Origin of the sequence: Vibrio sp. 10N.247.310.98 (assembly GCF_041467395.1) — a bacterium.
GTDB classification, from domain to species: domain Bacteria; phylum Pseudomonadota; class Gammaproteobacteria; order Enterobacterales; family Vibrionaceae; genus Vibrio; species Vibrio crassostreae_C.
In genome coordinates this window covers 1-23699 of record NZ_JBFSUL010000044.1, presented here as the reverse complement: position 1 = coordinate 23699, position 23699 = coordinate 1, and the positions used below count along the sequence as shown (strand labels likewise).

General features: G+C 44.4%; 26 protein-coding genes. 12 read left to right on the top strand and 14 right to left on the bottom strand.

Annotated features, from left to right (window positions below; genetic code table 11):
- Window positions 1–20: 20 nt before the first annotated feature.
- The 8 genes from rseP to rpsB form a co-directional block, all read right to left on the bottom strand.
- Window positions 21–1379: a sigma E protease regulator RseP gene (gene rseP / locus AB6E78_RS16270; protein WP_017060736.1), complete on the bottom strand. Its 1359-nt coding sequence runs from the start codon at window positions 1377–1379 to the stop codon at window positions 21–23.
- Window positions 1376–2584, bottom strand: coding sequence for a 1-deoxy-D-xylulose-5-phosphate reductoisomerase (ispC, locus tag AB6E78_RS16265; RefSeq protein ID WP_017060737.1), 1209 nt, complete (start codon window positions 2582–2584; stop codon window positions 1376–1378). Before ispC ends, rseP begins: the two co-directional genes overlap by 4 nt.
- A gap of 51 nt (window positions 2585–2635) precedes the next feature.
- On the bottom strand, window positions 2636–3478 hold the full coding sequence (locus tag AB6E78_RS16260; RefSeq protein ID WP_371720846.1) for a phosphatidate cytidylyltransferase: 843 nt from the start codon (window positions 3476–3478) through the stop codon (window positions 2636–2638).
- A gap of 15 nt (window positions 3479–3493) precedes the next feature.
- Entirely contained in the window at window positions 3494–4246 is a 753-nt protein-coding gene (locus tag AB6E78_RS16255) for an isoprenyl transferase (protein WP_017063364.1), read from the bottom strand.
- A gap of 98 nt (window positions 4247–4344) precedes the next feature.
- Window positions 4345–4902, bottom strand: coding sequence for a ribosome recycling factor (gene frr / locus AB6E78_RS16250; protein WP_017060741.1), 558 nt, complete (start codon window positions 4900–4902; stop codon window positions 4345–4347).
- A 98-nt stretch (window positions 4903–5000) separates the two neighbouring features.
- Window positions 5001–5732 carry a UMP kinase gene (gene pyrH / locus AB6E78_RS16245; protein WP_017060742.1) on the bottom strand — a complete coding sequence of 244 codons (732 nt, stop codon included), beginning with the start codon at window positions 5730–5732 and terminating at the stop codon, window positions 5001–5003.
- A gap of 161 nt (window positions 5733–5893) precedes the next feature.
- Window positions 5894–6739: a translation elongation factor Ts gene (tsf, locus tag AB6E78_RS16240; RefSeq protein WP_017063361.1), complete on the bottom strand. Its 846-nt coding sequence runs from the start codon at window positions 6737–6739 to the stop codon at window positions 5894–5896.
- 141 nt (window positions 6740–6880) lie between these two features.
- Complete coding sequence (gene rpsB, locus AB6E78_RS16235; RefSeq protein WP_032546326.1) at window positions 6881–7612, bottom strand: 30S ribosomal protein S2; 732 nt, start codon at window positions 7610–7612, stop codon at window positions 6881–6883.
- 457 nt (window positions 7613–8069) lie between these two features.
- On the opposite strand from rpsB, the gene map reads away from it, so the two are divergent.
- The 3 genes from map to AB6E78_RS16220 all read left to right on the top strand — a co-directional run bounded on the left by map (window position 8070) and on the right by AB6E78_RS16220 (window position 12273).
- Entirely contained in the window at window positions 8070–8948 is an 879-nt protein-coding gene (gene map / locus AB6E78_RS16230; protein WP_017060743.1) for a type I methionyl aminopeptidase, read from the top strand.
- A 138-nt stretch (window positions 8949–9086) separates the two neighbouring features.
- On the top strand, window positions 9087–11708 hold the full coding sequence (glnD, locus tag AB6E78_RS16225; RefSeq protein WP_017060744.1) for a bifunctional uridylyltransferase/uridylyl-removing protein GlnD: 2622 nt from the start codon (window positions 9087–9089) through the stop codon (window positions 11706–11708).
- A 181-nt stretch (window positions 11709–11889) separates the two neighbouring features.
- Window positions 11890–12273, top strand: coding sequence for a DUF3461 family protein (locus AB6E78_RS16220; RefSeq protein ID WP_004734354.1), 384 nt, complete (start codon window positions 11890–11892; stop codon window positions 12271–12273).
- Between the two features lie 153 nt (window positions 12274–12426).
- Here the strand turns inward: AB6E78_RS16220 and truC are convergent, their stop codons facing one another.
- On the bottom strand, window positions 12427–13176 hold the full coding sequence (gene truC, locus AB6E78_RS16215; protein WP_017060745.1) for a tRNA pseudouridine(65) synthase TruC: 750 nt from the start codon (window positions 13174–13176) through the stop codon (window positions 12427–12429).
- A complete protein-coding gene (locus AB6E78_RS16210; RefSeq protein WP_017063358.1) occupies window positions 13176–13490 on the bottom strand; it encodes a YqcC family protein in 315 nt (104 codons plus the stop codon). The genes truC and AB6E78_RS16210 overlap by 1 nt, the downstream gene beginning before the upstream one ends.
- A gap of 87 nt (window positions 13491–13577) precedes the next feature.
- Between AB6E78_RS16210 and AB6E78_RS16205 the strand changes: the two genes are divergently transcribed.
- Together AB6E78_RS16205 and AB6E78_RS16200 are read left to right on the top strand one after the other, a co-directional pair.
- Window positions 13578–14618 (top strand): DUF3549 family protein, encoded by a 1041-nt coding sequence (locus AB6E78_RS16205; protein ID WP_017060747.1) that lies wholly within the window; start codon window positions 13578–13580, stop codon window positions 14616–14618.
- An 84-nt stretch (window positions 14619–14702) separates the two neighbouring features.
- The gene (locus tag AB6E78_RS16200; RefSeq protein WP_017060748.1) at window positions 14703–15011 is read left to right on the top strand and encodes a DUF3301 domain-containing protein; all 309 of its coding nucleotides are present in this window, start codon (window positions 14703–14705) and stop codon (window positions 15009–15011) included.
- Here AB6E78_RS16200 and AB6E78_RS16195 read toward each other — a convergent pair.
- Window positions 14977–15495 (bottom strand): GNAT family N-acetyltransferase, encoded by a 519-nt coding sequence (locus AB6E78_RS16195; protein ID WP_017060749.1) that lies wholly within the window; start codon window positions 15493–15495, stop codon window positions 14977–14979. The two genes, AB6E78_RS16200 and AB6E78_RS16195, sit on opposite strands and share 35 nt — an antisense overlap.
- 768 nt (window positions 15496–16263) lie before the next feature.
- Between AB6E78_RS16195 and AB6E78_RS16190 the strand changes: the two genes are divergently transcribed.
- Window positions 16264–16551, top strand: a complete 288-nt coding sequence (locus AB6E78_RS16190) for a hypothetical protein (RefSeq protein WP_017069390.1) — start codon at window positions 16264–16266, stop codon at window positions 16549–16551.
- Between the two features lie 55 nt (window positions 16552–16606).
- Window positions 16607–17050, top strand: coding sequence for a YaiI/YqxD family protein (locus tag AB6E78_RS16185; RefSeq protein ID WP_017056293.1), 444 nt, complete (start codon window positions 16607–16609; stop codon window positions 17048–17050).
- A 112-nt stretch (window positions 17051–17162) separates the two neighbouring features.
- Here the strand turns inward: AB6E78_RS16185 and AB6E78_RS16180 are convergent, their stop codons facing one another.
- The 3 genes from AB6E78_RS16180 to AB6E78_RS16170 form a co-directional block, all read right to left on the bottom strand.
- Window positions 17163–18749, bottom strand: a complete 1587-nt coding sequence (locus tag AB6E78_RS16180; RefSeq protein ID WP_048606691.1) for an AbgT family transporter — start codon at window positions 18747–18749, stop codon at window positions 17163–17165.
- A 387-nt stretch (window positions 18750–19136) separates the two neighbouring features.
- On the bottom strand, window positions 19137–19262 hold the full coding sequence (gene ykgO, locus AB6E78_RS16175) for a type B 50S ribosomal protein L36 (protein WP_004734365.1): 126 nt from the start codon (window positions 19260–19262) through the stop codon (window positions 19137–19139).
- Window position 19263: 1 nt separating this feature from the next.
- Window positions 19264–19524 (bottom strand): type B 50S ribosomal protein L31, encoded by a 261-nt coding sequence (locus AB6E78_RS16170; protein ID WP_009847432.1) that lies wholly within the window; start codon window positions 19522–19524, stop codon window positions 19264–19266.
- 124 nt (window positions 19525–19648) lie between these two features.
- Here AB6E78_RS16170 and tsaA point away from each other — a divergent pair, with 124 nt between their 5' ends.
- The 5 genes from tsaA to AB6E78_RS16145 all read left to right on the top strand — a co-directional run bounded on the left by tsaA (window position 19649) and on the right by AB6E78_RS16145 (window position 23602).
- A complete protein-coding gene (gene tsaA / locus AB6E78_RS16165) occupies window positions 19649–20344 on the top strand; it encodes a tRNA (N6-threonylcarbamoyladenosine(37)-N6)-methyltransferase TrmO (protein ID WP_050711737.1) in 696 nt (231 codons plus the stop codon).
- Between the two features lie 101 nt (window positions 20345–20445).
- Complete coding sequence (locus tag AB6E78_RS16160) at window positions 20446–22161, top strand: proline--tRNA ligase (RefSeq protein WP_372133949.1); 1716 nt, start codon at window positions 20446–20448, stop codon at window positions 22159–22161.
- A 190-nt stretch (window positions 22162–22351) separates the two neighbouring features.
- The gene (locus AB6E78_RS16155) at window positions 22352–23041 is read left to right on the top strand and encodes a tellurite resistance TerB family protein (RefSeq protein WP_017060754.1); all 690 of its coding nucleotides are present in this window, start codon (window positions 22352–22354) and stop codon (window positions 23039–23041) included.
- Between the two features lie 164 nt (window positions 23042–23205).
- Window positions 23206–23409, top strand: a complete 204-nt coding sequence (locus AB6E78_RS16150; RefSeq protein ID WP_008222923.1) for a YaeP family protein — start codon at window positions 23206–23208, stop codon at window positions 23407–23409.
- 1 nt (window position 23410) lies between these two features.
- Window positions 23411–23602: a DUF4250 domain-containing protein gene (locus AB6E78_RS16145; protein ID WP_004738555.1), complete on the top strand. Its 192-nt coding sequence runs from the start codon at window positions 23411–23413 to the stop codon at window positions 23600–23602.
- The last annotated feature ends 97 nt before the right edge of the window (window positions 23603–23699 follow it).

The window sequence follows — 23699 nt, the reverse complement described above, 5'->3', positions numbered from 1 at the left end:
CAATGCCTGTGAGAAACCATTCACAGACGAGTAAAATCGTTAAATATTGCCAGAGCCATCAATGAGAAGAGGATTGCCCCTCCCACTCTGTATCCCATTTCCTGAACTTTCTCAGGTACCGGTTTACGAGTAACGGCCTCAATAGCGAAAAACAGCAAATGTCCGCCATCAAGCATAGGCAGCGGAACCAAATTAATAATCCCTAAGTTAACACTAATCAGAGCCAAAAAGCCCAAGAAGTAAACCAGACCATAATCGGCGGTTGTACCTGCACCTTTAGCGATTGAAATAGGGCCACTCAAGTTGTTTAAGCCAACATCACCAACGATGAGCTTCTTAAGCATTGTCAGTGTCAATCCAATGATTTGACCTGTTTTATCAAATGCTTTTCCTACAGACTCAATTACACCAAATTGTAACTCAAAGCGATAATCTTCTGGCCATTCTGCGACTTCCGGAGCAATACCTGCATAGCCGATTGTCGAACCATCAGAAAGCTCTCGACTTTTTGGTGTCATAACCAATGACTGCTCGGCACCATTTCGCAATACGACCAAGTCCAATGATGTCATTGGATTAGCACGAATTAACTCAACAACCGACTGCCACTGTTCAATAGGTTGCCCGTTAATCTCAACAATTTTATCGCCAGCTTCAAGACCTGCATCGTATGCAGCGCCATCATCAATGATTTGAGCCAGTACGGTCGATATCTCTGGAGAATACGGTCTAAAGCCCAGCGTTGTCATTGCAGATTCAGTTTCTGGGTTGAACGACCAGTCTGAAATATCCAATGTCATTTGTTGCTCAAAGCCGATGTCGTCTTGAGAAGCAACCGTCACTGTCATGGATTGATCACCAATGTGCGATATCAACCCCATATTGACTGATTCCCAATCTGCGGTTTTGATTCCTGAAATAGATTTAAGTTCCATTCCAGTTTCAATTCCGGCTTGTGCAGCAATAGATTGTGGAGTGACTTCACCAATCACGGGCTTAACCGCGGGTACGCCAATCAAAAATACTAACCAATACGCGAACACCGCAAAGATAAAGTTGAATGCAGGGCCTGCACCCACAATCGCCGTTCGTTTCCAAAGCGGCTTCTTGTCGAAAGCGTATTGCTGTTGATCTTCAGAAAGATCGTCAACACGACCATCGAGCATCTTAACGTAGCCGCCCAGTGGAATCACTGACAAGCTGTATTCAGTACCATCACGGCCCACTTTACTCCAGATTGATTTACCAAAACCAATCGAGAATTTTTCAACTTTCACACCACAACGACGAGCGACCCAGAAGTGTCCAAACTCATGAACAGCAACCAGAATGCCAAGCGCTACGATAAAAGATGCGAAGTTCCACAGAATTCCACTCATGCTAGCTGCTCTTTAATAAATTGAATGGCTATTTGACGAGACATATTATCGAGCTCGAGAAGGCTTTCCAAGCTATCTAAACCCTCAGAGTTATGTTGTTCACATACTTTGCTCATAACGTGTTCGTTAATGACAGCAATATCGGTAAACTTCACCTGATTGTTCAAGAAAGCATCGACCGCGATCTCGTTTGCTGCATTAATGGCTGTTGTCGCATGCTGACCTAAGTAGCACGCTTCAATCGCTAACCTCAAACACGGGTAACGACTGAAATCTGGTTCTAAGAAGGTAAGCTCACCCACTTTAGTAAAGTCTAAAGGCTTAACACCCGCCTCGGTACGATTAGGGTAAGACATCGTCAAAGCGATTGGCGTTGCCATATCTGGTTCGCCCATTTGAGCAAGCACAGAGCCATCCTTGTACTGAACCATCGAGTGAATCACAGACTGCGGGTGAATGATGACCTTTAACTGCTCCTGAGAAGCATTAAATAGCCATTTCGCTTCAATGTACTCTAGCCCTTTATTCATCATAGTCGCAGAATCGACAGAGATCTTAGGCCCCATAGACCAGTTAGGGTGTGCAATTGCGCGTTCAGGAGTCACTGATTCGAGTTCAGCCACATCGGTATAACGGAAAGGACCACCAGAACCAGTCAGAAGAATATGGTTAATGCCGTTTTCTTCAAGGTTACAGCGGCCTAGGTTAGTTTGTACGTTCTGCGGAAGGCATTGGAAAATAGCATTATGCTCGCTATCGACAGGAAGCAGCTCTGCACCGTATTTTTCCACGGCGTCGATAAACAACTGCCCAGACATCACCAAAGCTTCTTTGTTTGCAAGCAAGATACGCTTGCCCGCTTTAACCGCAGACATAGTAGGAAGTAAACCAGCGGCACCAACAATCGCGGCCATTACCGTGTCCACTTCCTCTAGAGAAGCAACCTGACACATGCCTTCAGTGCCTGAAAGTACTTTTACGTTAGGGTAACTCACGGACAACACTTCAGTCAGTTGAGACGCTGCATCAGAGCAAGCCATAGCAACATAGCTTGGTTGCCACTTTTCAACTAACGCCAGCATCTTTTCAACATTCGAGCCTGCAGCCAGTGCAACCACTGAATAGAGATCTGGGTTTTGCTCAACGACTTTTAGTGTACTTGCACCAATTGAGCCGGTAGCGCCAAGGATAGTTAGATTTCGCATCACATATGACCGTAGAAATGTAATAAAGGGCAGAATCACTGCCCTTTTTTATTAGAATGCTAAATAAAGCAGAGCAAAGACAGGGAATGCAGCCGTTAAGCTATCTATTCTATCTAGTATACCACCATGACCAGGAATCAGATTACTGCTGTCTTTCACCCCAGAAACACGCTTAAACATGCTTTCAACAAGGTCACCTAGAACAGAAATAACAACGGTCACAAGGGTAATAACAATCATGTGAAGTGGGCTTGTGAATTGGATGTCAAACAAGTCAGCAAAGATCCAAGCCACGATCACCGCAGTAATAATGCCACCGATAAGACCTTCAATCGTCTTATTAGGGCTTACCGCTGGTGCCATTTTACGCTTACCAAAACTCTTTCCTGAAAAGTATGCGCCGCTATCTGCAGCCCAAACAAGCAAGCAAACAAACATCACCAGTTTAGCACCGTGGTAAGGATCAGCATCGATACCGTTAGCACGCAGGATAACCACACTCCAGAAGAATGGCAGCAGAGTCAGCACACCAAAGGCGTGACGAAGAAGAGAAGAGGCTTTCCATGCAGGCATAGACTTAGGATAAGTCACCGCCATGCCACTCGCGATTACCCACCAAATCGAGCCAATCGTTAGAATGGCGTAGTGAGCAGTAGACAAGTTATTAAGGCTAAATGCATCAAAAGGGATAAAAGCAAAACTTGCAGCACTTACCACAACCGTTGGAATCAACGCTACATAACGTGATTTGCTTTCAACAAACTGAGTCCACTCCCAAAAACCCAATAGCGAGATTACCGCTAGTGAAAGAATAAATGTAGGAAGTGATAACTCGAAAATACCTAGAATAACTAGGGGAGCTAAAATCAACGCCGTAATAATTCGTTGTTTCAAACCAAAAAATCCTTATTAACTGTCCATCAGAGCTTTAATTTGCTCACCGGTGCATCCAAAACGACGCTCACGGTTAACAAACCAAGTCACAGCTTCTACTAAGCTGTCTTCATTAAAGTCTGGCCAGAATTGTTCAGTGAAATACATTTCGGCGTAAGCCAACTGCCAAAGCATAAAATTACTAATGCGGCATTCGCCACTGGTACGGATAAGTAGATCGACTTCAGGAATATCTGCCATTGTCAGGTGCTGTGTAATCATAGCTTCATCAATGTCATCTACATTAATATCACCAGACTTTACCTGTTGAGCAATAGAGGTCATTGCTTGCTGAATATCCCACTTACCGCCGTAGTTAGCTGCAATATTAATAACCATACCCGTATTGGTGCTAGTCAAAGCTTCCGCTTCTTCTATCTTCTTTTGTAGTCGATCATTGAAACGACTTTTATCACCAATAACACGAAGTTGTAGATTATTTTTATGAAGCTTTTTAACTTCACTCGACAGCACTGAAATAAACAGTTCCATCAAGATACCGACTTCTTCTTCAGGACGACGCCAGTTTTCGCTACTAAATGCAAAAAGAGTAACGGCTTTAATGCCAAGTCTGGCTGCAGAAGAGATAGTTTTACGAACGGCTTGAACACCGTTTTTATGGCCAAAGACGCGAGGCTTGCCCTGAGCTTTTGCCCAGCGACCATTACCATCCATAATGATAGCAATGTGTTTAGGAAGAGAGTCTGTGAACGCTTGAGAATTATGCATAAAAGAGTGAATCAAATTCTAATAGTCGAACAGAGTAGCATAAAAAAACGCTGCACCGTGAGTACAGCGTTTTTCCGGAAAGAAAAGAATATGGAAAATTAAACTTCCATCAACTCTTTTTCTTTAACAGCTAGAACTTCGTCTACGTTCTTAACCGCAGCGTCAGTTAGCTTTTGAATTTCGTCTTGTGCTTTACGATCTTCATCTTCAGAGATTTCTTTATCTTTAAGAAGTGCTTTTAGATCGCCATTCGCGTCACGACGGATGTTACGGATAGCAACACGGCCACCTTCAGCTTCGCCACGAACGATTTTAACTAGGTCTTTACGACGCTCTTCCGTTAGCGGTGGAAGTGGAACACGGATAACTGTACCCGCAGACATAGGGTTTAGGCCTAGGTCAGATGTCAGGATTGCTTTTTCAACTAGAGGAGTCAGCGTTTTATCAAACACTGTAATAGCTAGTGTACGTGCATCTTCAGCGATAACGTTAGCTACTTGAGTCAAAGGCGTTGGAGCACCGTAGTACTCAACAGTAAGACCAGAAAGTAGGCTCGGGTGCGCACGGCCTGTACGAATCTTTTGCAGGCTGTTTTTTAGTGCATCAACACTTTTTACCATGCGCTCTTGAGCGTCTTTTTTGATTTCGTTAATCACAATTTCACCTTGATTATGTTCTTTCTTCAAGAAAGCTTTTTATTTGGAGTGATAAGGATAAGCTTGCCAAGGTACAACACCTCAGTAAGCCCGAAAAATTAGTCAGCGTCGCTGATTAATGTACCTTCAGTTTCACCCATAACCACGCGACGTAGTGCGCCTGGTTTATTCATGTTAAATACACGGATTGGCATTTTGTGATCACGTGCTAGCGTAAATGCAGCCAAGTCCATTACTTTAAGTTCTTTATCAAGAACCGTGTTGTAAGACAACGTATCATACAACTCTGCGTCTGGGTTTGCTACAGGGTCAGAAGTAAATACACCATCTACTTTTGTCGCTTTTAGAACTACGTCAGCTTCGATTTCGATACCACGTAGACATGCAGCAGAATCCGTAGTGAAGAATGGGTTACCCGTACCAGCAGAGAAGATCACAACGCGACCTTGACGTAGTTGGCTGATTGCATCTGCCCAGTTGTAGTCGTCACACACACCTTTAAGAGGGATTGCAGACATTACACGTGCGTTTACGTAAGCACGGTGAAGAGCGTCACGCATTGCAAGGCCGTTCATTACCGTTGCAAGCATACCCATGTGGTCACCAACAACGCGGTTCATGCCAGCTTCAGCAAGACCAGCACCACGGAACAAGTTACCGCCACCGATAACAACACCAACTTGAACGCCTAGTTCAACCAATTCTTTTACTTCTTGAGCCATACGATCAAGGATCGTTGGGTCAATACCAAAACCTTCTTCGCCTTGTAGCGCTTCACCGCTAAGTTTTAACAGAATACGTTGATACACTGGTTTAGGGTTCGTAGTCATGGAGTTTACCTTCCAAAGAGTTGATGATTAACAGTCATGGATAAAAACTGAGTAAGTCAGTTTGCATTCATAACCACTAACGTTGCCTTCAAAAATAGTTCACTATTCATAAAAAGACCGCAGCATTTGCCACGGTCTTTTTTCAAACAATACGCTAAGGATTAACCTTTTTGTACCGCTGCAACTTCGTCAGCGAAGCTCATTTCAGCAGCTTTCTCGATACCTTCACCAACTTCTAGACGTACGAAGTTAGATACTGCAGCGCCTTTTTCTTTAAGGATTTCGCCAACAGTTTTCTTAGGTTCCATGATGAAAGCTTGACCAGTTAGAGAGATTTCGCCCGTGAATTTCTTCATACGGCCGATAACCATTTTCTCAGCGATCTCTTGAGGCTTGCCTTCGTTCATAGCGATTTCAACTTGAACTTCTTTCTCTTTAGCAACTACGTCTGCTGGTACGTCTTCTGGGTTAACAAACTCAGGACGAGAAGCAGCAACGTGCATAGCAACGTGCTTAAGAGTTTCAGCTTCGCCTTCACCAGCTACAACAACACCGATTTTCTCACCGTGACGGTAAGAAGCTAGTGCAGCACCTTCAACGTAAGCTACGCGACGGATGTTGATGTTTTCGCCGATTTTAGCAACTAGAGCAACGCGAGTTTCTTCGAACTGTGCTTGTAGCTCTTCTACAGAAGCTTTAGAAGCTACTGCTGCAGCTGCAACTTCTTCTGCAAACGCAGTGAAGCTAGCATCTTTTGCTACGAAGTCAGTTTGGCAGTTAACTTCAAGAAGAACAGCTACACCGTTCTCTTCTTTGATGATGATTGCGCCTTCAGCAGCAACGTTACCAGCTTTCTTAGCTGCTTTCGCTGCGCCAGATTTACGCATGTTTTCAATTGCTAGTTCGATGTCAGCGTTTGCTTCTACAAGCGCTTTCTTACATTCCATCATGCCAGCGCCAGTGCGCTCGCGAAGTTCTTTAACTAGAGCAGCAGTTACAGTTGCCATTCTCTATTCCTCGGTTGATTCGAAAATAAGGTAAAAATCAGGGGCCAAAATGAGGCCCCCGATCTAACTATAACTTAGCTTACATTTAATAAAGATTTCAAAATCTATATTAGCTAAGCCAAGCGTGATTCAGAGCCGCTATTATTCAGCTTCTACAAAACCATCTTTTTCAGCAGCTACAGCAGCAACGTCTTTGTTACGACCTTCTTTAACCGCGTCTGCAGCAGCGTTTAGGTAAAGCTGTACTGCACGGATTGCATCGTCGTTACCTGGGATAACGAAGTCAACGCCGTCTGGGTTAGAGTTAGTATCAACTACAGCGTAAACTGGGATACCTAGGTTGTTTGCTTCTTTAACTGCGATGTGTTCGTGATCAGCATCGATTACGAATAGAGCGTCTGGTAGGCCGCCCATGTTCTTGATACCACCAAGAGACTTCTCTAGCTTCTCCATTTCACGAGTGCGCATTAGAGCTTCTTTCTTAGTTAGCTTGTCGAAAGTACCGTCTTGAGCTTGCGCTTCAAGTTCTTTCAGACGCTTGATAGACTGACGAACAGTTTTGTAGTTCGTTAGCATACCGCCTAACCAGCGGTTGTTAACGTAGAACTGGTTGCTGTTTACAGCAGCTTCTTTAACAGCTTCAGATGCAGCGCGCTTAGTACCAACGAAAAGAACTTTACCTTTCTTCTCACCAACTTTAGCGATTTCTGCTAGAGCTTCGTTGAACATTGGTACAGTTTTTTCTAGGTTGATGATATGTACTTTGTTACGAGCACCAAAGATGAATGGCTTCATTTTTGGGTTCCAGTAACGAGTTTGGTGACCGAAGTGAACACCAGCTTTAAGCATATCGCGCATTGATACAGTTGCCATTTTAAAATCCTCTATGGGGTTAGGCCTCCACATCCCCCATGAATCCGACCCCTAACAACTAACCACTTTTCAGCCGTTATCTGTGTTGTTGAGGCACCCCGGAACATGTGTCGGAATGTGTGTGATTTAAAGAAATAAGTTAGTGGACATAAAGCTTGTTTCGCCAATTGGAGAAAACAGTCCTGATGTCCGGCGCGCTTTATACCATATTTTGTCTATCTATGGCTAGAAAAAATTCTAAAAATGGCGACTGCTATACTGATCTCTAAAGGTAAATTTTCTCTATAAAATAGTGTCTATATCAAGCAGGTTCTGCATCTGTTACCCGAACATTATTTAATCACGTTAACAGTATCCTCCAGTATTGTACGGACATGGTAATGTTGCGCTAAATTGCTGCACTGATAGAATAGCCCCAATATGCACACTTAGGTGCTACCAAATTAAGAGATATGCAATGGCTGTAAAAATTAAAACTGCTGAAGAAATTGAAAAAATGCGCGTCGCCGGCAAGCTGGCCGCTGACATTATTGAGATGATCGAACCTCACATCCAAGTGGGTACCACGACGGAAGAGCTCAATACGCTTTGTCATGAGTACGCTCTAGAAAGAGGTGCATACTCTGCGCCACTCGATTACCACGGTTTCCCTAAGTCTATCTGTACGTCTATCAATCATATTGTGTGTCACGGCATTCCCGCGTCACAAGACGAGACGGGTAGCACAGGTCAATTCAAACCTGCGGTACTCAAAGATGGCGACATTCTGAACGTTGATATCACAGTTATCATCCCTGATGACGCAAATGCCGATCTTAGTACTCGCCCTCAAGGCTACCACGGTGACACCTCTAAGATGTTCCTAGTGGGTGAGGTTTCACCTGCAAACAAGCGTCTGTGTATGGTTGCTCAAGAAGCACTTTACGAAGGCATGCGCCAAGTTAAGCCAGGTGTTCAACTTGGTCAAATCGGTACTGCTATCGAGAAGTACATCAAAACAAACAACAAGAACAACCCACGCGCTAAGTTCTCTATTGTTAAAGATTACTGTGGTCACGGCATTGGTTCTGAATTCCACGAAGATCCACAAGTAGTTCACTACAAGAACAGCGATCGCACCGTGCTAAAAGCAGGCATGTGCTTCACTATCGAGCCAATGATCAACGCGGGTAAGTTTGGCTGTCGTCTTGATGACGAAGATAGCTGGACAGTATACACAGCAGACAGCAAGAACTCGGCTCAATGGGAGCACACTCTGGTTGTAACTGATACTGGTTGTGAAGTACTAACACTGCGCAGCGATGATACAATCCCACGTATCATGAAGAACGCTTAGTTCACCGAACTGAGCGCATCAGCCTTTTAAAAATATCCTCGCATTGTCGAGGATATTTTTTATCCACTCAATTTCGATTTTCCATCAGCTTCTGTTAAATTGTTTACTATTCTCATTTGCTTGCACGGATAGCAGACTATGCCTTATCAATGCCCTCTTACGTTCAATGACGAACAAATTGAAATCTGCGAATTAAAAAATCAGCTCGAGATCTTCACGCAGTATCAAAAAAATGAATTTCTGAACCACCATCCCGTCACCGATTTGGTTCTACTGCGCTCCGAATACATGGATTTACTTCTCAATCGTTTGTGGGAAAATTTCGGATTCAACAAACTGCCTCATATTTCACTTGTCGCAGTGGGTGGTTATGGTCGTGGCGAACTGCATCCTTTGTCTGACATTGATATTCTCATTGTCTCGCAAAAAACACTACCACCAGCTCTTGGTGAAAAGGTCAGTCAATTCATTACTCTACTTTGGGATTTAAAGCTCGAAGTTGGCCATGCTGTGCGAACTATTACTGAGTGTCTCGATATCGGCACCGATGATTTAACCGTCGCGACCAACCTACAAGAGTCGCGATTGTTATGTGGTAGTGAAGACACTTTCCAAGAACTAAAACTGAAGATTCATTCCGATTCATTTTGGCCAAGTGAGACGTTTTACAAAGCCAAGATTCAAGAACAGAGAGAGCGTCATGCTCGCTACCACGACACCACCTATAATTTAGAACCGGACATCAAATCGACTCCGGGAGGGCTCAGAGACATCCATACCCTGAGCTGGGTTGCGCGTCGCCACTTCGGCGCGACCTCTTTGTTAGAGATGAGCAAATACGGCTTTCTGACCGATGCTGAATATCGTGAGCTCGTTGAGTGCCAAGATTTTTTATGGCGTGTTCGCTTTGCATTGCATATTGAACTGCGCCGTTACGACAACCGTTTAACGTTCGCGCATCAAGCTCAAGTCGCTGAACATCTGGGTTATACGGGTGAAGGAAACCGTGGTGTTGAGATGATGATGAAAGAGTTCTACCGAACCCTTCGTCGTGTTGCTGAACTGAATAAGATGCTGCTTAAGCTGTTCGATCAAGCGATCATCAATGGCGGTCAAACCCAAGACGCTGAAATTCTCGATAGTGATTTCCAACGTCGAGGTTCGTTGATCGAAGCGCGCAAGCCTGCCCTATTCCAAGCAAGACCAGAAACCATTCTCGATATGTTCATCCATATCGCCAATGACTCGACTATCGAAGGGGTAAGTCCACCAACATTGCGACAACTGCGTACGGCACGCCGTCGATTGAACCGATTCCTGCATACCATTCCTGAAGCTCGTGACAAGTTCATGGATCTAGTTCGCCACCCTAATGCCCTGCACAAAGCCTTTAGCTTAATGCACAAATTGGGCGTGCTCTCTGCGTACTTACCGCAGTGGAGCCAGATCGTTGGTCAGATGCAGTTTGACCTATTCCATGTTTACACCGTGGATGAGCACAGTATCCGCCTGCTCAAGCACATCAACCGCTTTGGTCAAATCGAAAACCACGATAAGCACCCTATCTGCTGTGAAGTCTATCCTCGAGTACAGAAGAAAGAGTTGCTGATCCTTGCCGCTATCTTCCATGACATCGGCAAAGGCCGCGGCGGAGACCACTCTGAGATAGGTGCGGTTGAGGCTTACTCTTTCTGTATTGAACACGGGCTATCGAAGCCTGAAGCCAAACAAGTCGCGTGGTTGGTACAAAATCACCTATTGATGTCAGTAACGGCTCAACGTCGTGATATCTACGACCCAGATGTGATCACCGAATTCGCCAAAAAAGTGCGTGATGAAGAATCACTCGAGCTACTGGTTTGTTTAACCGTTGCCGATATCTGTGCGACTAACCCTGAGCTATGGAACAGTTGGAAACGAACCCTGTTAGCTGAGCTGTTCCACTCAACGCAGCGAGCACTGCGCCGCGGCTTGGAAAACCCTGTCGATGTCAGAGACCGTATTCGTCACAACCAACAAATGGCATCAGCACTGCTGCGTAAAGAAGGCTTCACCGCTCGTGAGATTGAAGTGTTGTGGCAACGCTTTAAGGCCGATTATTTCTTGCGTCACACACATAAACAAATCGCTTGGCACTGTGAGCACTTACTTCGCCTAGAAGACCCAAGCCAACCGTTAGTGCTGATCAGTAAGAAAGCGACGCGCGGTGGCACAGAAGTGTTCGTTTATTGTAAAGACCAAGCAGCACTGTTTGCGACCGTGGTTGCCGAACTCGACAGACGTAACTTTAACGTTCATGACGCGCAGGTCATGGTTAGCAAAGATGGTCATGTTTTGGATACCTTTATCGTACTAGACCAGCACGGCGAAGCGATTGATGAAGCAAGACACAAAGCCGTTGCTAAACATCTGACTCATGTATTGACTGATGGCCGCCCGACTAAGATTAAGACGCGTCGCACGCCACGTAACTTGCAACACTTTAAGGTCAAAACCTTAGTTGAGTTCCTACCAACCAAGAGCAAGAAACGTACCTTGATGGAGTTAAGAGCTCTTGATACGCCGGGGTTATTGGCTCAAGTCGGTGCAACCTTTGCGGAGCTAGACATCAACTTGCACGGTGCCAAAATCACCACCATAGGTGAGCGAGCAGAGGATCTGTTTATTCTGACCAGTGAAGCGGGAGGAAGGCTGTCTGAAGAACAAGAACAGGCACTAAGAGAACGATTAACCGAGCACGTTTCTGAACTCGCACCTTAGAAAGCGAATTCAGTCTAAAAACAGGTTTAATAACCAAATAAGTGTGGGCAAAGATAGAGAGCGATCTTGCCCACAACTTACAATCAATTCACAGATATCAACTATCTAGCTCGTCGTTAGGCTGCTACATTGATCAAGTCAATTACATAAAAGTATTACATTCATAACCTAGAGGTCGCTTATGTATCCAAACCTCACTGGCTTAGGTATCCACGAACCTAAACAGATTGAACGTTACTCCCTTCGCCAAGAAGCGCACAAAGATATCCTGAAGATTTACTTTCGTAAGCAGAAAGGGGAACTATTCGCGAAAAGCGTTAAATTTAAGTACCCACGACAAGTAAAAAGTGTGCTTGTTAGCGGTGGCAATAATCAATACAAAGAAGTGACAGAGATTAACCGCAACCTCACTCTTGTGATTGATGAACTCAACAAAATCACCAAACCGACGCCAACGGCTGAGGTGGATGTGAAGCAGAAGATCCTTACCGACTTACGCCATCTAGAGAAAGTGGTATCAAGCAAGATCGCTGAGATCGAAGCTGATCTAGAAAAGCTAAAATGATCCCGCGACTAACTATTACTGTTAACTAACCAACATTAGTTATGCCGTTAAGGTTATACAGATACAAAAAGGGCTGATATCACTATCAGCCCTTTGTTTTTTATTCTATTTTCTCTATTCACTTAGACTGGAGATTGCCTAAACACGCGAGACTTACTTAGACAAGCAAGTTTGAGCATCGATTAAGTTAGTATCCCACTCAAAGGTTTCAAACAACCTTAGCCAAGTTTCATCAAGGTTGGCCTTCATCACCAACTCTTCTTTTGTGAAAGGATGGATAAAGCGAAGCTCAGAAGCGTGCAACAACAAACGATGCGAATCTAAATCATCACGGAACAGTCGATTGTGCTTACCATCACCATGTGAAGTATCACCGACAATCGGATGTCTTAGATGAGCCATGTGACGACGCAGCTGATGTTTGCGACCTGTCTTTGGCATCATCTCAACCAAGCAGTAGCGGCTCGTAGGAAAGCGTCCTGTTGAATATGGCACTTCTACTTTTGCTAGCGGTTCATAGACTGTCACTGCCTCTTGCGCTTCTTTGTCTTCTTTCGCGAACTTATCTGCGATCTTATCCAGCTCAACCTTAAGTGCATAATCGAGCGTATCGCCCTCTTCTATCCAACCACGGACAATCGCATGATAGGTTTTTTGCATCTCATGATTAGCGAACATTGGCATCACCTGTGAAGCAACCTCACTCGACAACGCAAACACCAACACACCCGATGTCGGTCTGTCTAAGCGGTGTAATGGAAATACATGCTGACCAATTTGATCGCGCAATGTCTGCATAACAAATTGCGTTTCGTGTTTATCCAACCATGAACGATGCACTAGCATGCCAGCGGGCTTATTCACCGCGACAAAGTACTCATCTTGATAAATGATCTCTAACATTACGCACATACCTCATCAATGCTCTGAATTGTCACTAGCAGTTCGACTTTGTCTGCCTCATTTTTCCACACTTCACCAAAATAAGGATGGATAGCAAAGCCTTTCGGTAGGCTCATTTGGGCATCCATCATTGCGTTGATCTTAACGATAAAGATCCACTGCAACCACTCTTCCGGTTGTAACGAATCAATCCCGAAAGGTTCAACGCTCGCCAGAGCTTCATCCGAAGGCGGAAGCGTGCTCCATAGCGAACATTGGCGCATTTGTTCTTCTAATTGTTGAAGTAAAAGAGGTAACTTTGTGGCTGCTGTCATTTTTCACCAAGTTATTTATCTAGTGACCTTGAAATTGGGGCATAGAGTACCATCTATTTAGGAAAGAAAGTTAGGAGCTTTATTACTATGGAAACGATTCACACGCTCACTCAGTTACTAAAGAATAGCGGTTGCCAGTACGATATCTACGACCTAGGTCGCCGTATTCAGAAGATCGACAACACCTTATTCTCTGATGTTGAGCAAGGGAAACAGCCGTACCCATTTCCACTTCAGAAACAAGCTCACTTAGCGATTAGTTACTGGAACGAACACAAGCAACCTTGGATCTGGTTCCTAAAATTCAAACTGGACGAAAGAGGCCTATTACATCAAGGTGATGTCGGCAATTTCCTTAAGTTTGTTATCGAAGCGATGGGCACACGTTTGAACGGTGAGATCAGCGAAGAGCAACAACAAAAGCTGTCAAACAACCCATATACCTTCAAGCCTTCAGAAGACAAAATGGCCGTGTTCCATAGCCAAGTAAGAGCAGGTTTAGACCTTGCAACGAGCCAATACTACGAACACGCTCAACACTACTTCACAGGCGATCTAGGCTGGGACAACTGGAAAACCGTTGGCCTACAAGGCATCACTGATATGTGTGCTCGTTTAGGCAGCCAACAAAATGGTGTCGCGATTCGCAAAGCATTAAATAAGCTGCCTTCAGAACCTCTATACGCGACTCTCGGGGCGCTTGAGCATACGCAAATCAATGACAAGCTCGCTCAACGCTTACAAGAAATGGCAGAGAATGAGATTAACAGTCAAGAGCCAGATCTGTTCTTACTGTCAGCACTGGTACGTGCCCTTTCTGGCGCAGAGCAAAGCACAACCAACGCCGTAATTAACCAAGTTCTGGCTAGCCCGCGCTTAAGCCACCAAGAAGTATTGATTGGTTTGGCTGGTCGCAGCTGGCACGCACTGCAAGATCCTGCGATTGCTGAGCAGTTCTTGCTGCGTCTCGCACAAACGGGCAACCAAAACTTGTTCAATCAGTTATTTGCAGATTTAGTGATGATTCCGACACTGAGAATGGTATTTTTACCATTGTTGAACTCGAACCCATCACCAGAACTCGCCAATGCACTTGTAGAATTACAACAAGCGGCTAAGTCGCAATAGATACCAGACAGAACAGCTCAGTAGCTCATAACAAAAAGCTCAAATCACGAACGGAATAGAGAGATAAAAGGAAGTATGGATTAAATGATAGATAACTTATTGGCTATTTTGATGCTGTGCTTCTTTTGCTTTCTGTTTTGGCAACAGCGCAGGCAATCCGAGCTTGCGAAAGCTGCCATTGCGAGAAAATGTAAAGAGCTCGACTTACAGCTATTAAGTGTTGCCTTTAGTGGTCATAAACTTAAGATGCGCCATGAGCTCACCACCATTTGGCGCTGGCACACCGTGTATCAATTTGAGTTTTCAGCGTTAGGTGATGACCTGTACCAAGGGAAACTGACCATGGTGGGCTTCCGTTCTATGCGGTTTGAGCTACAGCCTCATAGAATGTAACGTCGCAATACGCGGTATAACTATATTCATGATAAGGGCCAAACTGATCTTGTTTGGTCTCTTTAAATGCAAAGCCTAACTTTTCAAGTAACTTAATTGATGGGTTATGACCAACATTAACGGTCGCGACAACATTCGTTAGGTGTTCTTCAAAACAAACCAAACTAAAGAAAGGTTTTAGCACTTCACTAGCAAGGCCTTGATTCCAAAACTCCTTGTCCAGAATAAATCCCAGTTCATGCTTCCCTTCTTCAGACGAAACAAACAAATGCCCGAGGTATTCGCGGGTTTGGTTGTGGATAATGGCTCGGCAAAAACCAACGTTGTCGTTCAGTATTTCTTGAAATAGGTGTTTTGCAGAGGCAATAGAATGCGGCCCGTTCATTTCAGCACGATTGATGGGGCAGCAATTCAACTTGATAAAGTCATGTTCTAACTGCTCGGTATAAGGTACCAACAGCGTTCTTGAGGTTGCTATCGTCATAAAACACTCCTTGTGTTGACCATTAGCAGAAAAGCAGATGTCGCGTGCTTAGATAAAAGCTCCTGAATTAAAGAGAGCCCCTAGATAGAGAAAAAGCCTTAGGAAAAGAAAAGCCCCGACACCGAAGTGTCAGGGCTAGGGTCTTACTCGCAGCAGTCCGGCTACTAATTAATGCTCCATGCATCATCCATAATAGTGGCTGTAATCCTTCAGCTCTTTCCTTTACTTCGCCGTCCTAGCGGTGTCCAATCATCCTGAAAGCTAACAATCCTAGTTAGCGCACATCACTTGTTCCGTGAGCGGTGTCCTTTACATCGTCCTGATGCTAATCCAACCCTTTAATCCTAAAGGTGTCCATTGTCATTCCGTTGCAGCTAACTTCCTGTTAACTGACTGTATCCCTACAATGTCCTTACGCTCCATGCTTGATCACTCAATCCTAAGTAACCAAATCTTCATCCTGAAGATAACCAAATCCTTGGTGCTTTCCTGTTCCGTGTCAGAATCCTTCCGACAAGGTTTAATTTACGCGATTTAGGATTTCGGACAATAGATTTGCATCACATTTTGAATTCAAGAAAGTTGTTAATTATATAAAACAATTAAAATTCAACAACTTAACCATGTGTACATCAATCTCTCTAGCGATGTATTCGTGTTATCTCACAACCTTTGTAAGAGATCTCTCACAAGCCATGGGCGGTTTTATGATTCGCTATCATTCACCAGAGCGAGTAAAATGACTAAAGACTAAAAATGGAGATCAACATGCTGACAAAAGATGTTTCTGAAGAGTTGAAATCAGTGCTTGAAGGACTGCAAGCGCAAGGGAAAGAGCCGACAGTTGCTTTAGTTAAGGCTCGTATGAGCACATCAGTTCCGATGCCCGCTTTAATCACGACCATCAAGAGCTGGAAAAGCGCAAATCGTGTTCCTAAAGTTGAAGTCGCGACACAAGAAGAGCCAGCACTTGATCGTGTTAGCCAACTGGAAAAGCAAATCCTTGAACTCACTGCTCGCGTTGCCATGCTTGAAGCTAAACTAACTGATCAATAAGGCAACTGAGCAATAAGTTGACCGATAAATAAGCTAACAGAGAAATTAGAACACTATGAAGATATGGGTTGATGCGGACGCTTGTCCAAAGGTTATCCGAGAAACAATCGTACGCGCAGCTGAGCGCACAGGGGTTGAATGTACCTTTGTGGCAAACCATCTGGTTCCCGTTCCTAAACGCAATAACATTCACTCAATTCAAGTGCCAAGCGGGTTTGATATTGCTGATGATGAAATCGTAAAGCGCACTGAACCCGGCGATCTTGTGATTACATCCGATATCCCTCTGGCTGACGAAGTGATCACTAAAGGTGGGCAAGCCCTCAGCTCTCGTGGCGAGCTTTACACCAAAGAGACCATCAAAGCGCGTCTGAACATTCGTGACTTTATGGATACCATGCGCTCAAGCGGCATCCAAACTGGCGGACCAAGCACCCTTTCTCAAACCGACCGTCGTGAGTTTGCCAACCACTTAGATAGAATTCTAGCCAAACGCTAGCTGGCTCATCCGAGCTTAACCTAGTTCTATCTCTCCATAAAAAATCAAAAAACCTGCAAACAATGCAGGTTTTTTTAATATCAATTAGAAGAAGGTTTCCCCTACTCTACAACTAAGGCGTGTAGTACGTTGCAGCACCTGGGCCTACTGGTAGACCAAATACGAATACCCAAACGTAGAACATTAAGCTCCAACCAACCAAGAATACGATAGAGTATGGAAGCATAGTTGCAATCAGAGTACCGATACCTAGGTTCTTCATGTAACGCGTCGCTACAGCAAGGATAAGACCAAAGTAGCTCATCATTGGCGTAATGATGTTGGTTGTTGAATCACCGATACGGTAAGCCGCTTGAATCGTTTCAGGCGCGTAACCTACTAGCATTAGCATTGGAACGAAGATTGGCGCTGTTACTGCCCACTGAGCAGAAGCTGAACCGATCATCAGGTTAATGAAGCCACACATTAGGATGAATGCGAAGAACAACATTGGACCCGTTAGGCCGATATCTTGTAGGAAAGTCGCACCAGCAACTGCGAATACTTGGCCGAAGTTAGTCCACTTGAAGAAAGCAACAAACTGAGCAGCGAAGAACACAAGTACGATGTACATGCCCATTGAAGACATAGACTTAGACATTGCATTGATTACATCACGGTCTGTTTTCATTGTGCCGGTAACTTTACCGTAAACAAAACCAGGAACTGCGAAGAATACGAAGATGAACGCTACGATACTTTTCAGGAATGGAGAACCTGAAACCGTACCTGCTGCTGAACGTAGAACACCATCAGCTGGAACAATCGTCCAAGCAAGAAGCGCTGAAACCGCTAGCACTGCGATACCCGCAAGCTTAAGGCCTTTCTTCTCAACATCTGTTAGCTTGCCCATTGAATCATTTGATAAATCTTCAGACGCTTCTTCGTCATTGTATTTACCCAGTTTTGGTTCAACAATCTTCTCAGTTACAAATGCACCTGTAATCGCGATGAAGAAAGTAGAAACAAACATGAAGTACCAGTTTGATTCAGGACCAACGCTGTAAGTCGGGTCGATCATTTGTGCTGCTGTTTCTGTGATACCAGAAAGCAGTGGGTCAACCGTACCGATTAGAAGGTTTGCAGAGTAACCACCAGATACACCAGCAAATGCTGCCGCTAGACCTGCTAATGGGTGACGACCCAAAGAGTGGAAAAGCATTGCTGCAAGCGGGATAAGTACTACATAGCCAAGCTCTGAAGCCGTGTTAGAGATAATACCTGCGAAAACTACGGTTACCGTAACCATGCGCTTAGATGCGCCCATTACCATGCCACGCATCGCCGCAGATAATAAACCTGAGTGCTCAGCAATCGCTACACCTAGCATTGCAACAAGCACGGTACCAAGTGGCGCAAAGCCAACAAAGTTTGTCACTAGATTAGTAACAATGAGCTGTAAGCCTTCAGCATTAAGTAAGCTTACAACGTAGATCATGCCGTCAGCAGCACGACCTGGAGCACCTTCTGGACGAGGGTCCATAACAGACACATCAAAATATCCAGCTATACCTGAAGTAACTAGAATAGCGACACAGAAGATTGCGAAAAGAGTGATCGGGTGGGGTAATAGGTTCCCCAAATATTCAACACCATCGAGAAAACGGGTAAAAATAGGTTTCTTTGGCGAGTTGTTTTTTATTGAAGCTGATGAACTCATCAGTTCCCTCCTTGTAGTGATTCCTATGCAATTGTGACAAAAATGTTCAAATTGCCAGCGAAGGGTACGCGACAAAATTATCAATTAGAAATTCAAAATGTTACAAAATGTGTAACAAACGACGATTTTTAACTCTATTTGAACAATTAATTAGCAAATAAATCTACATTAAATACAAAATCTAGATTTATAATTCACAAATACACATTCACTACAAATATAACTGATAATATAAGCCATTGATTCACTTGAAAATAAAACACGCCATACTCTAAGTTAATACGCAATATTCTGTCAGGTTCTTCTCGAGGGAAAAGAAAAACAGACAAATGAATGAAGTTTGACTTTCCCCTCGTTTTTACACTCGCGTCACATCAATTTGACTGACTATTTCTGAACCGCTTTGAATCTCGGATTGGTTTTGCAGATAACATAATGACGACCTCTGCGCTTTACTATCTGGCAATCAGGATGGCGACTTTTCGCACTTTTAAGTGATTTCACAACTTTCATTCTATTTCGCTCCCTTACCTAATTGACCAAAACGTCGAGTGAAGTTCGCAACACGTCCCTCTTTATGTAGCACTCGTTGTTTACCCGTATAGAAAGGATGCGACTTTGACGACACCTCAATCGTGAAGTAAGGATAAGTATTGCCGTCTTCCCATTCGATAGTACGGTCTGTTTTTAGCGTTGAGCCGATTAAGAAGTACTCATCGACACTGGTGTCATGAAAAACCACGGGACGGTAATCTGGATGGATATTCGGTTTCATTGTATTTCCCCTAAATAACTAATTTGATATGTTATAACATTGCAAATGATAATTATTATCAAAAGAAAAACAAGCGATTTTATGATATTTTTCCGTCTTAATCGTAATCAGAGAACACCCAACTATGTACACCATTGAACCTGTTGGCTTTATTGAGTCTCCTTATAAAGAGAAGTTCGCTGTGCCAAGGCAGCCCAGGTTGGTACCCACATCCACCTCAAGAGTCAGGTTGGTTGATGCAGCAAACTGCCTTGAGTCTGTTCGTGATATAGAGCAATTTAGCCATGTTTGGTTACTATTTCTGTTCGACAAGAACCTTGAAGCAGGCTGGAAACCAACTGTGAGGCCACCTCGCCTTGGCGGGAATGAACGTATTGGTGTATTCGCGTCACGTGCCACATTCAGACCAAATGGAATTGGCATGTCTGCGGTTGAACTAAAAGGTGTGTCTCAAGAGAAAGGACAGACTTGGTTGGATCTCGGCAGCGTCGACTTAGTAGACGGTACACCGATCATCGACATCAAGCCTTATATCCCCTACTCAGATTCGATTCCGGATGCATTGGGAGGGTTTGCCGCCGACGAACCAGAGGTGCTCGACGTTAACTTTTCGCAGCAAGCGCAAAGTAAGCTCGCAAGCCATCCACAGGCGCGCCATATCATTCAGGTGATCAAAGAAGTATTAGGCCAAGATCCTCGCCCTGCCTATAAGAAAGGTAAACCTGACAGTAAGGAATATGCGGTAAATTTGTTCGATCTTAACGTGAAATTCGTAGTTGAAACGCTTTTCATCAATGTAACTGACATTGAACGCTTTTGAGATCCCAAATAGGCTGATATTATATGCGGCTATATCAGATTTGCTGTGGTCACGAACGACAGCAAGTTTTCTTTTATCAATGATGAAACGGATACCATAGAATGCGTACCAGTAACTACCTTCTTTCTACTCTGAAAGAGACTCCAAACGACGCAGAAGTTATCAGCCACCAGCTGATGCTACGTGCAGGTATGATCCGTAAGCTAGCTTCAGGTTTATATACTTGGCTACCTACTGGTCTACGTGTACTGCGTAAAGTCGAAAATATCGTTCGCCAAGAGATCGATAATGCAGGTGCCGTTGAAATCTTGATGCCCGTAGTTCAACCGTTTGAGCTTTGGGAAGAGACTGGCCGTTCTGAAAAGATGGGTCCTGAGCTACTTCGTTTCACAGACCGTCACTCTCGTCCGTTTGTTCTTAGCCCAACAGCTGAAGAAGTAGTGACGAGCCTAGTACGTAACGAGATCAGCTCTTACAAACAGCTACCTCTAAACCTGTACCAAATCCAGACTAAATTCCGTGATGAGCGCCGCCCTCGTTTTGGCGTAATGCGTGCACGTGAATTCTCTATGATGGATGCGTACAGCTTTGATATCGATAAAGAAGGCTTAGAAAAGTCTTACCAAGCGATGCACGATGCTTACTGTAAAGCATTCGACCGCATGGGCCTTGAGTACCGTCCAGTATTGGCAGACTCTGGCGCAATCGGTGGCAGCGGCTCTCAAGAATTCCACGTTCTTGCTGAAAGCGGCGAAGATCTAATCGCATTCTCTTCAGAATCTGATTACGCAGCGAACATCGAGAAAGCAGAAGCACTAGCTCCAACGACTGAAGCGGCAGAGCCAACTCAAGAGATGGAACTGGTTGATACGCCAAACGCAAAAACAATCGCAGAACTTGTAGAGCAACACGGTCTAGCAATCGAGAAGACTGTTAAGACTCTATTCGTTAAAGCTTCTGATGAAGTAGACGCTGATATCATCGCGCTAATCATCCGTGGTGACCACGAACTGAACGAAGTGAAAGCAGAGAACCTTCCACAGGTTGCTTCTCCACTAGAGATGGCTTCTGAAGAAGAAATCCGTGCACTTGTTGGTGCAGGTCCTGGTTCACTTGGCCCTGTTGGTCTAGAACTACCATTCATCGTTGACCGCTCTGTTGCTGTAATGAGTGACTTCGGCGCTGGCGCAAACGTAGATGGTAAGCACTACTTCGGCATCAACTGGGGTCGTGACGTTGAGCTTGCTCAAGTTGAAGACCTACGTAACGTTGTTGAAGGCGACCTTAGCCCATGTGGTCAAGGTACTATCCAACTTAAGCGTGGTATCGAAGTTGGTCACATCTTCCAACTAGGTAATACTTACTCTAAAGCAATGAACTGTAACGTGCTTGGTCCTGATGGTAAGAGCGTAATCCTAGAAATGGGTTGTTACGGTATCGGTGTTTCACGTGTTGTTGCATCTGCTATCGAGCAAAACCACGATAAATTCGGTATCACTTGGCCAGACGCACTAGCGCCGTTCCAAGTTGCTATCGTACCAATGAACATGCACAAATCGGAGCGCGTTAAAGAAGCAGCTGAGAAGCTATACGCTGAATTAACAGCTATGGGTATCGAAGTTTTATTCGATGACCGTAAAGAGCGCCCTGGTGTTATGTTTAAAGATATCGAGCTTGTGGGTATCCCTCACACTATCGTTATCGGCGATCGCAGCATGGACGAAGGTAACTTCGAATACAAAAACCGTCGTACTGGTGATAAAGAAGCTATCGCAATGGACACGGTTATCGAGCACCTTAAGGCTCAACTAGCTTAGTAATCCGATTACTGACTAGATAAACATTGAAAGGCTGCCGTTAGGTGGCCTTTTTTGTGCCTGTCATTTCGCTTCAAACTCCCTTCTATTTATCAGTAGAGTAAATAACGTAAGTTAATCCCCTGTTCATCTTTAAATCCGTATATTGGTGTCATCAACTTTTTGGACATGCTCACCATTGGAGGTATCGATGGATATCAAAAGCTTACTGAACCAAGCACTTAAATCAGATCTCGTAAAACAAGGTACTCAGAAACTTTCACAAGGGTCTTCAAGTTTAAGTGGCCTTTCTCAAGGCAGCAATAGCAAGAGTAGCAGTAAAAGTACACTCGGAGCCTTCGGTGCAGGCGCAGTTGGCGGAGGACTGTTAGGTGCGTTAATGGGCTCTAAGAAGACTAAGAAAATGGGTAAGAAAGCGGCTGGGATTGGCGGCGCAGCAGCACTGGGCGCTTTGGCTTATAAAGTCTACAACGACTACCAGTCCAAACAAGGCCAGACACCTAACGCCGAACAGGCTCAGTTTGATGAAAATGATGCAAACCACAGCGTGCTGATTCTACGATCGATGATTGCCGCGTCTAAAGCTGATGGCCATGTTGATGAAGAAGAGATGGCTAAGATAGAGCAAGCCGTCGAGAATATGGGCGCTGATTATCAACTGACTAAATTGGTCTCTGAAGAACTGCATAAGCCACTCGACCCAAGCGAAATCGCTCAACTGGCAACGTCACCTCAACAGGCGAGTGAGATCTACTTAGCCTCTTTGATTGTGGCCGACGAACAGAATTTCATGGAAAAGGCGTACCTGAAAGAGCTCGCGAAACAGCTCAATCTTGCTGATGAAGTCACCTATCAACTTGAACAACAAGTCTCTGGCTAATCGGCAAGTACCAAACGAAGCCGTAAAGAACGGCCTAAGCAGCGAGCTAACCAAGTGAGATATTGAGCAAGGACAAACTAACTCTGAACTTAATCAGATCCACTTTGTTTTTGCTTATCTCTATGTGTATATTGAGATCAGTTATCATTTGGTTAGGTATAAAAATGAAAGTATACGATTGTTGTGATTTGGTGCGTGAACTGTATTCTCAAATTGGCAGTGGCGACCAAGGCTATATCCCTAAAGCGATCACCTGCGCGGTAAAAACATTGAATGACCTTGCTGCAGATGAATCTCTTCCTAAAGAAGCGCGTGAGCGTGCAGCCTTTGCCGCTGCAAACCTGCTGATCTCAGATTTCGAGGACTAATATGAACCTCGCTAATTTTGAAAAAATGGATCCTGTAATGTTGATGAGTATCGTCAACATGAAGCTACGTGACGACTTCGGTGGTGATTTGGATCGAGTGGTCAACTTCTACGAGATCGACAAAGCAGCATTGATCGCAAAGCTCGCGTCTGCTGGTTTTGAGTATCTTCCAGAAGCTAAACAGTTTCGATAGTCGTTAAAAAAATCTTCCTATTTAAAGGCCAACCTCTGTGTTTAATGCCGTTCACTTAAGAGTGAACGGCATTTTTGTTCTTAGCATACCGTTGTGG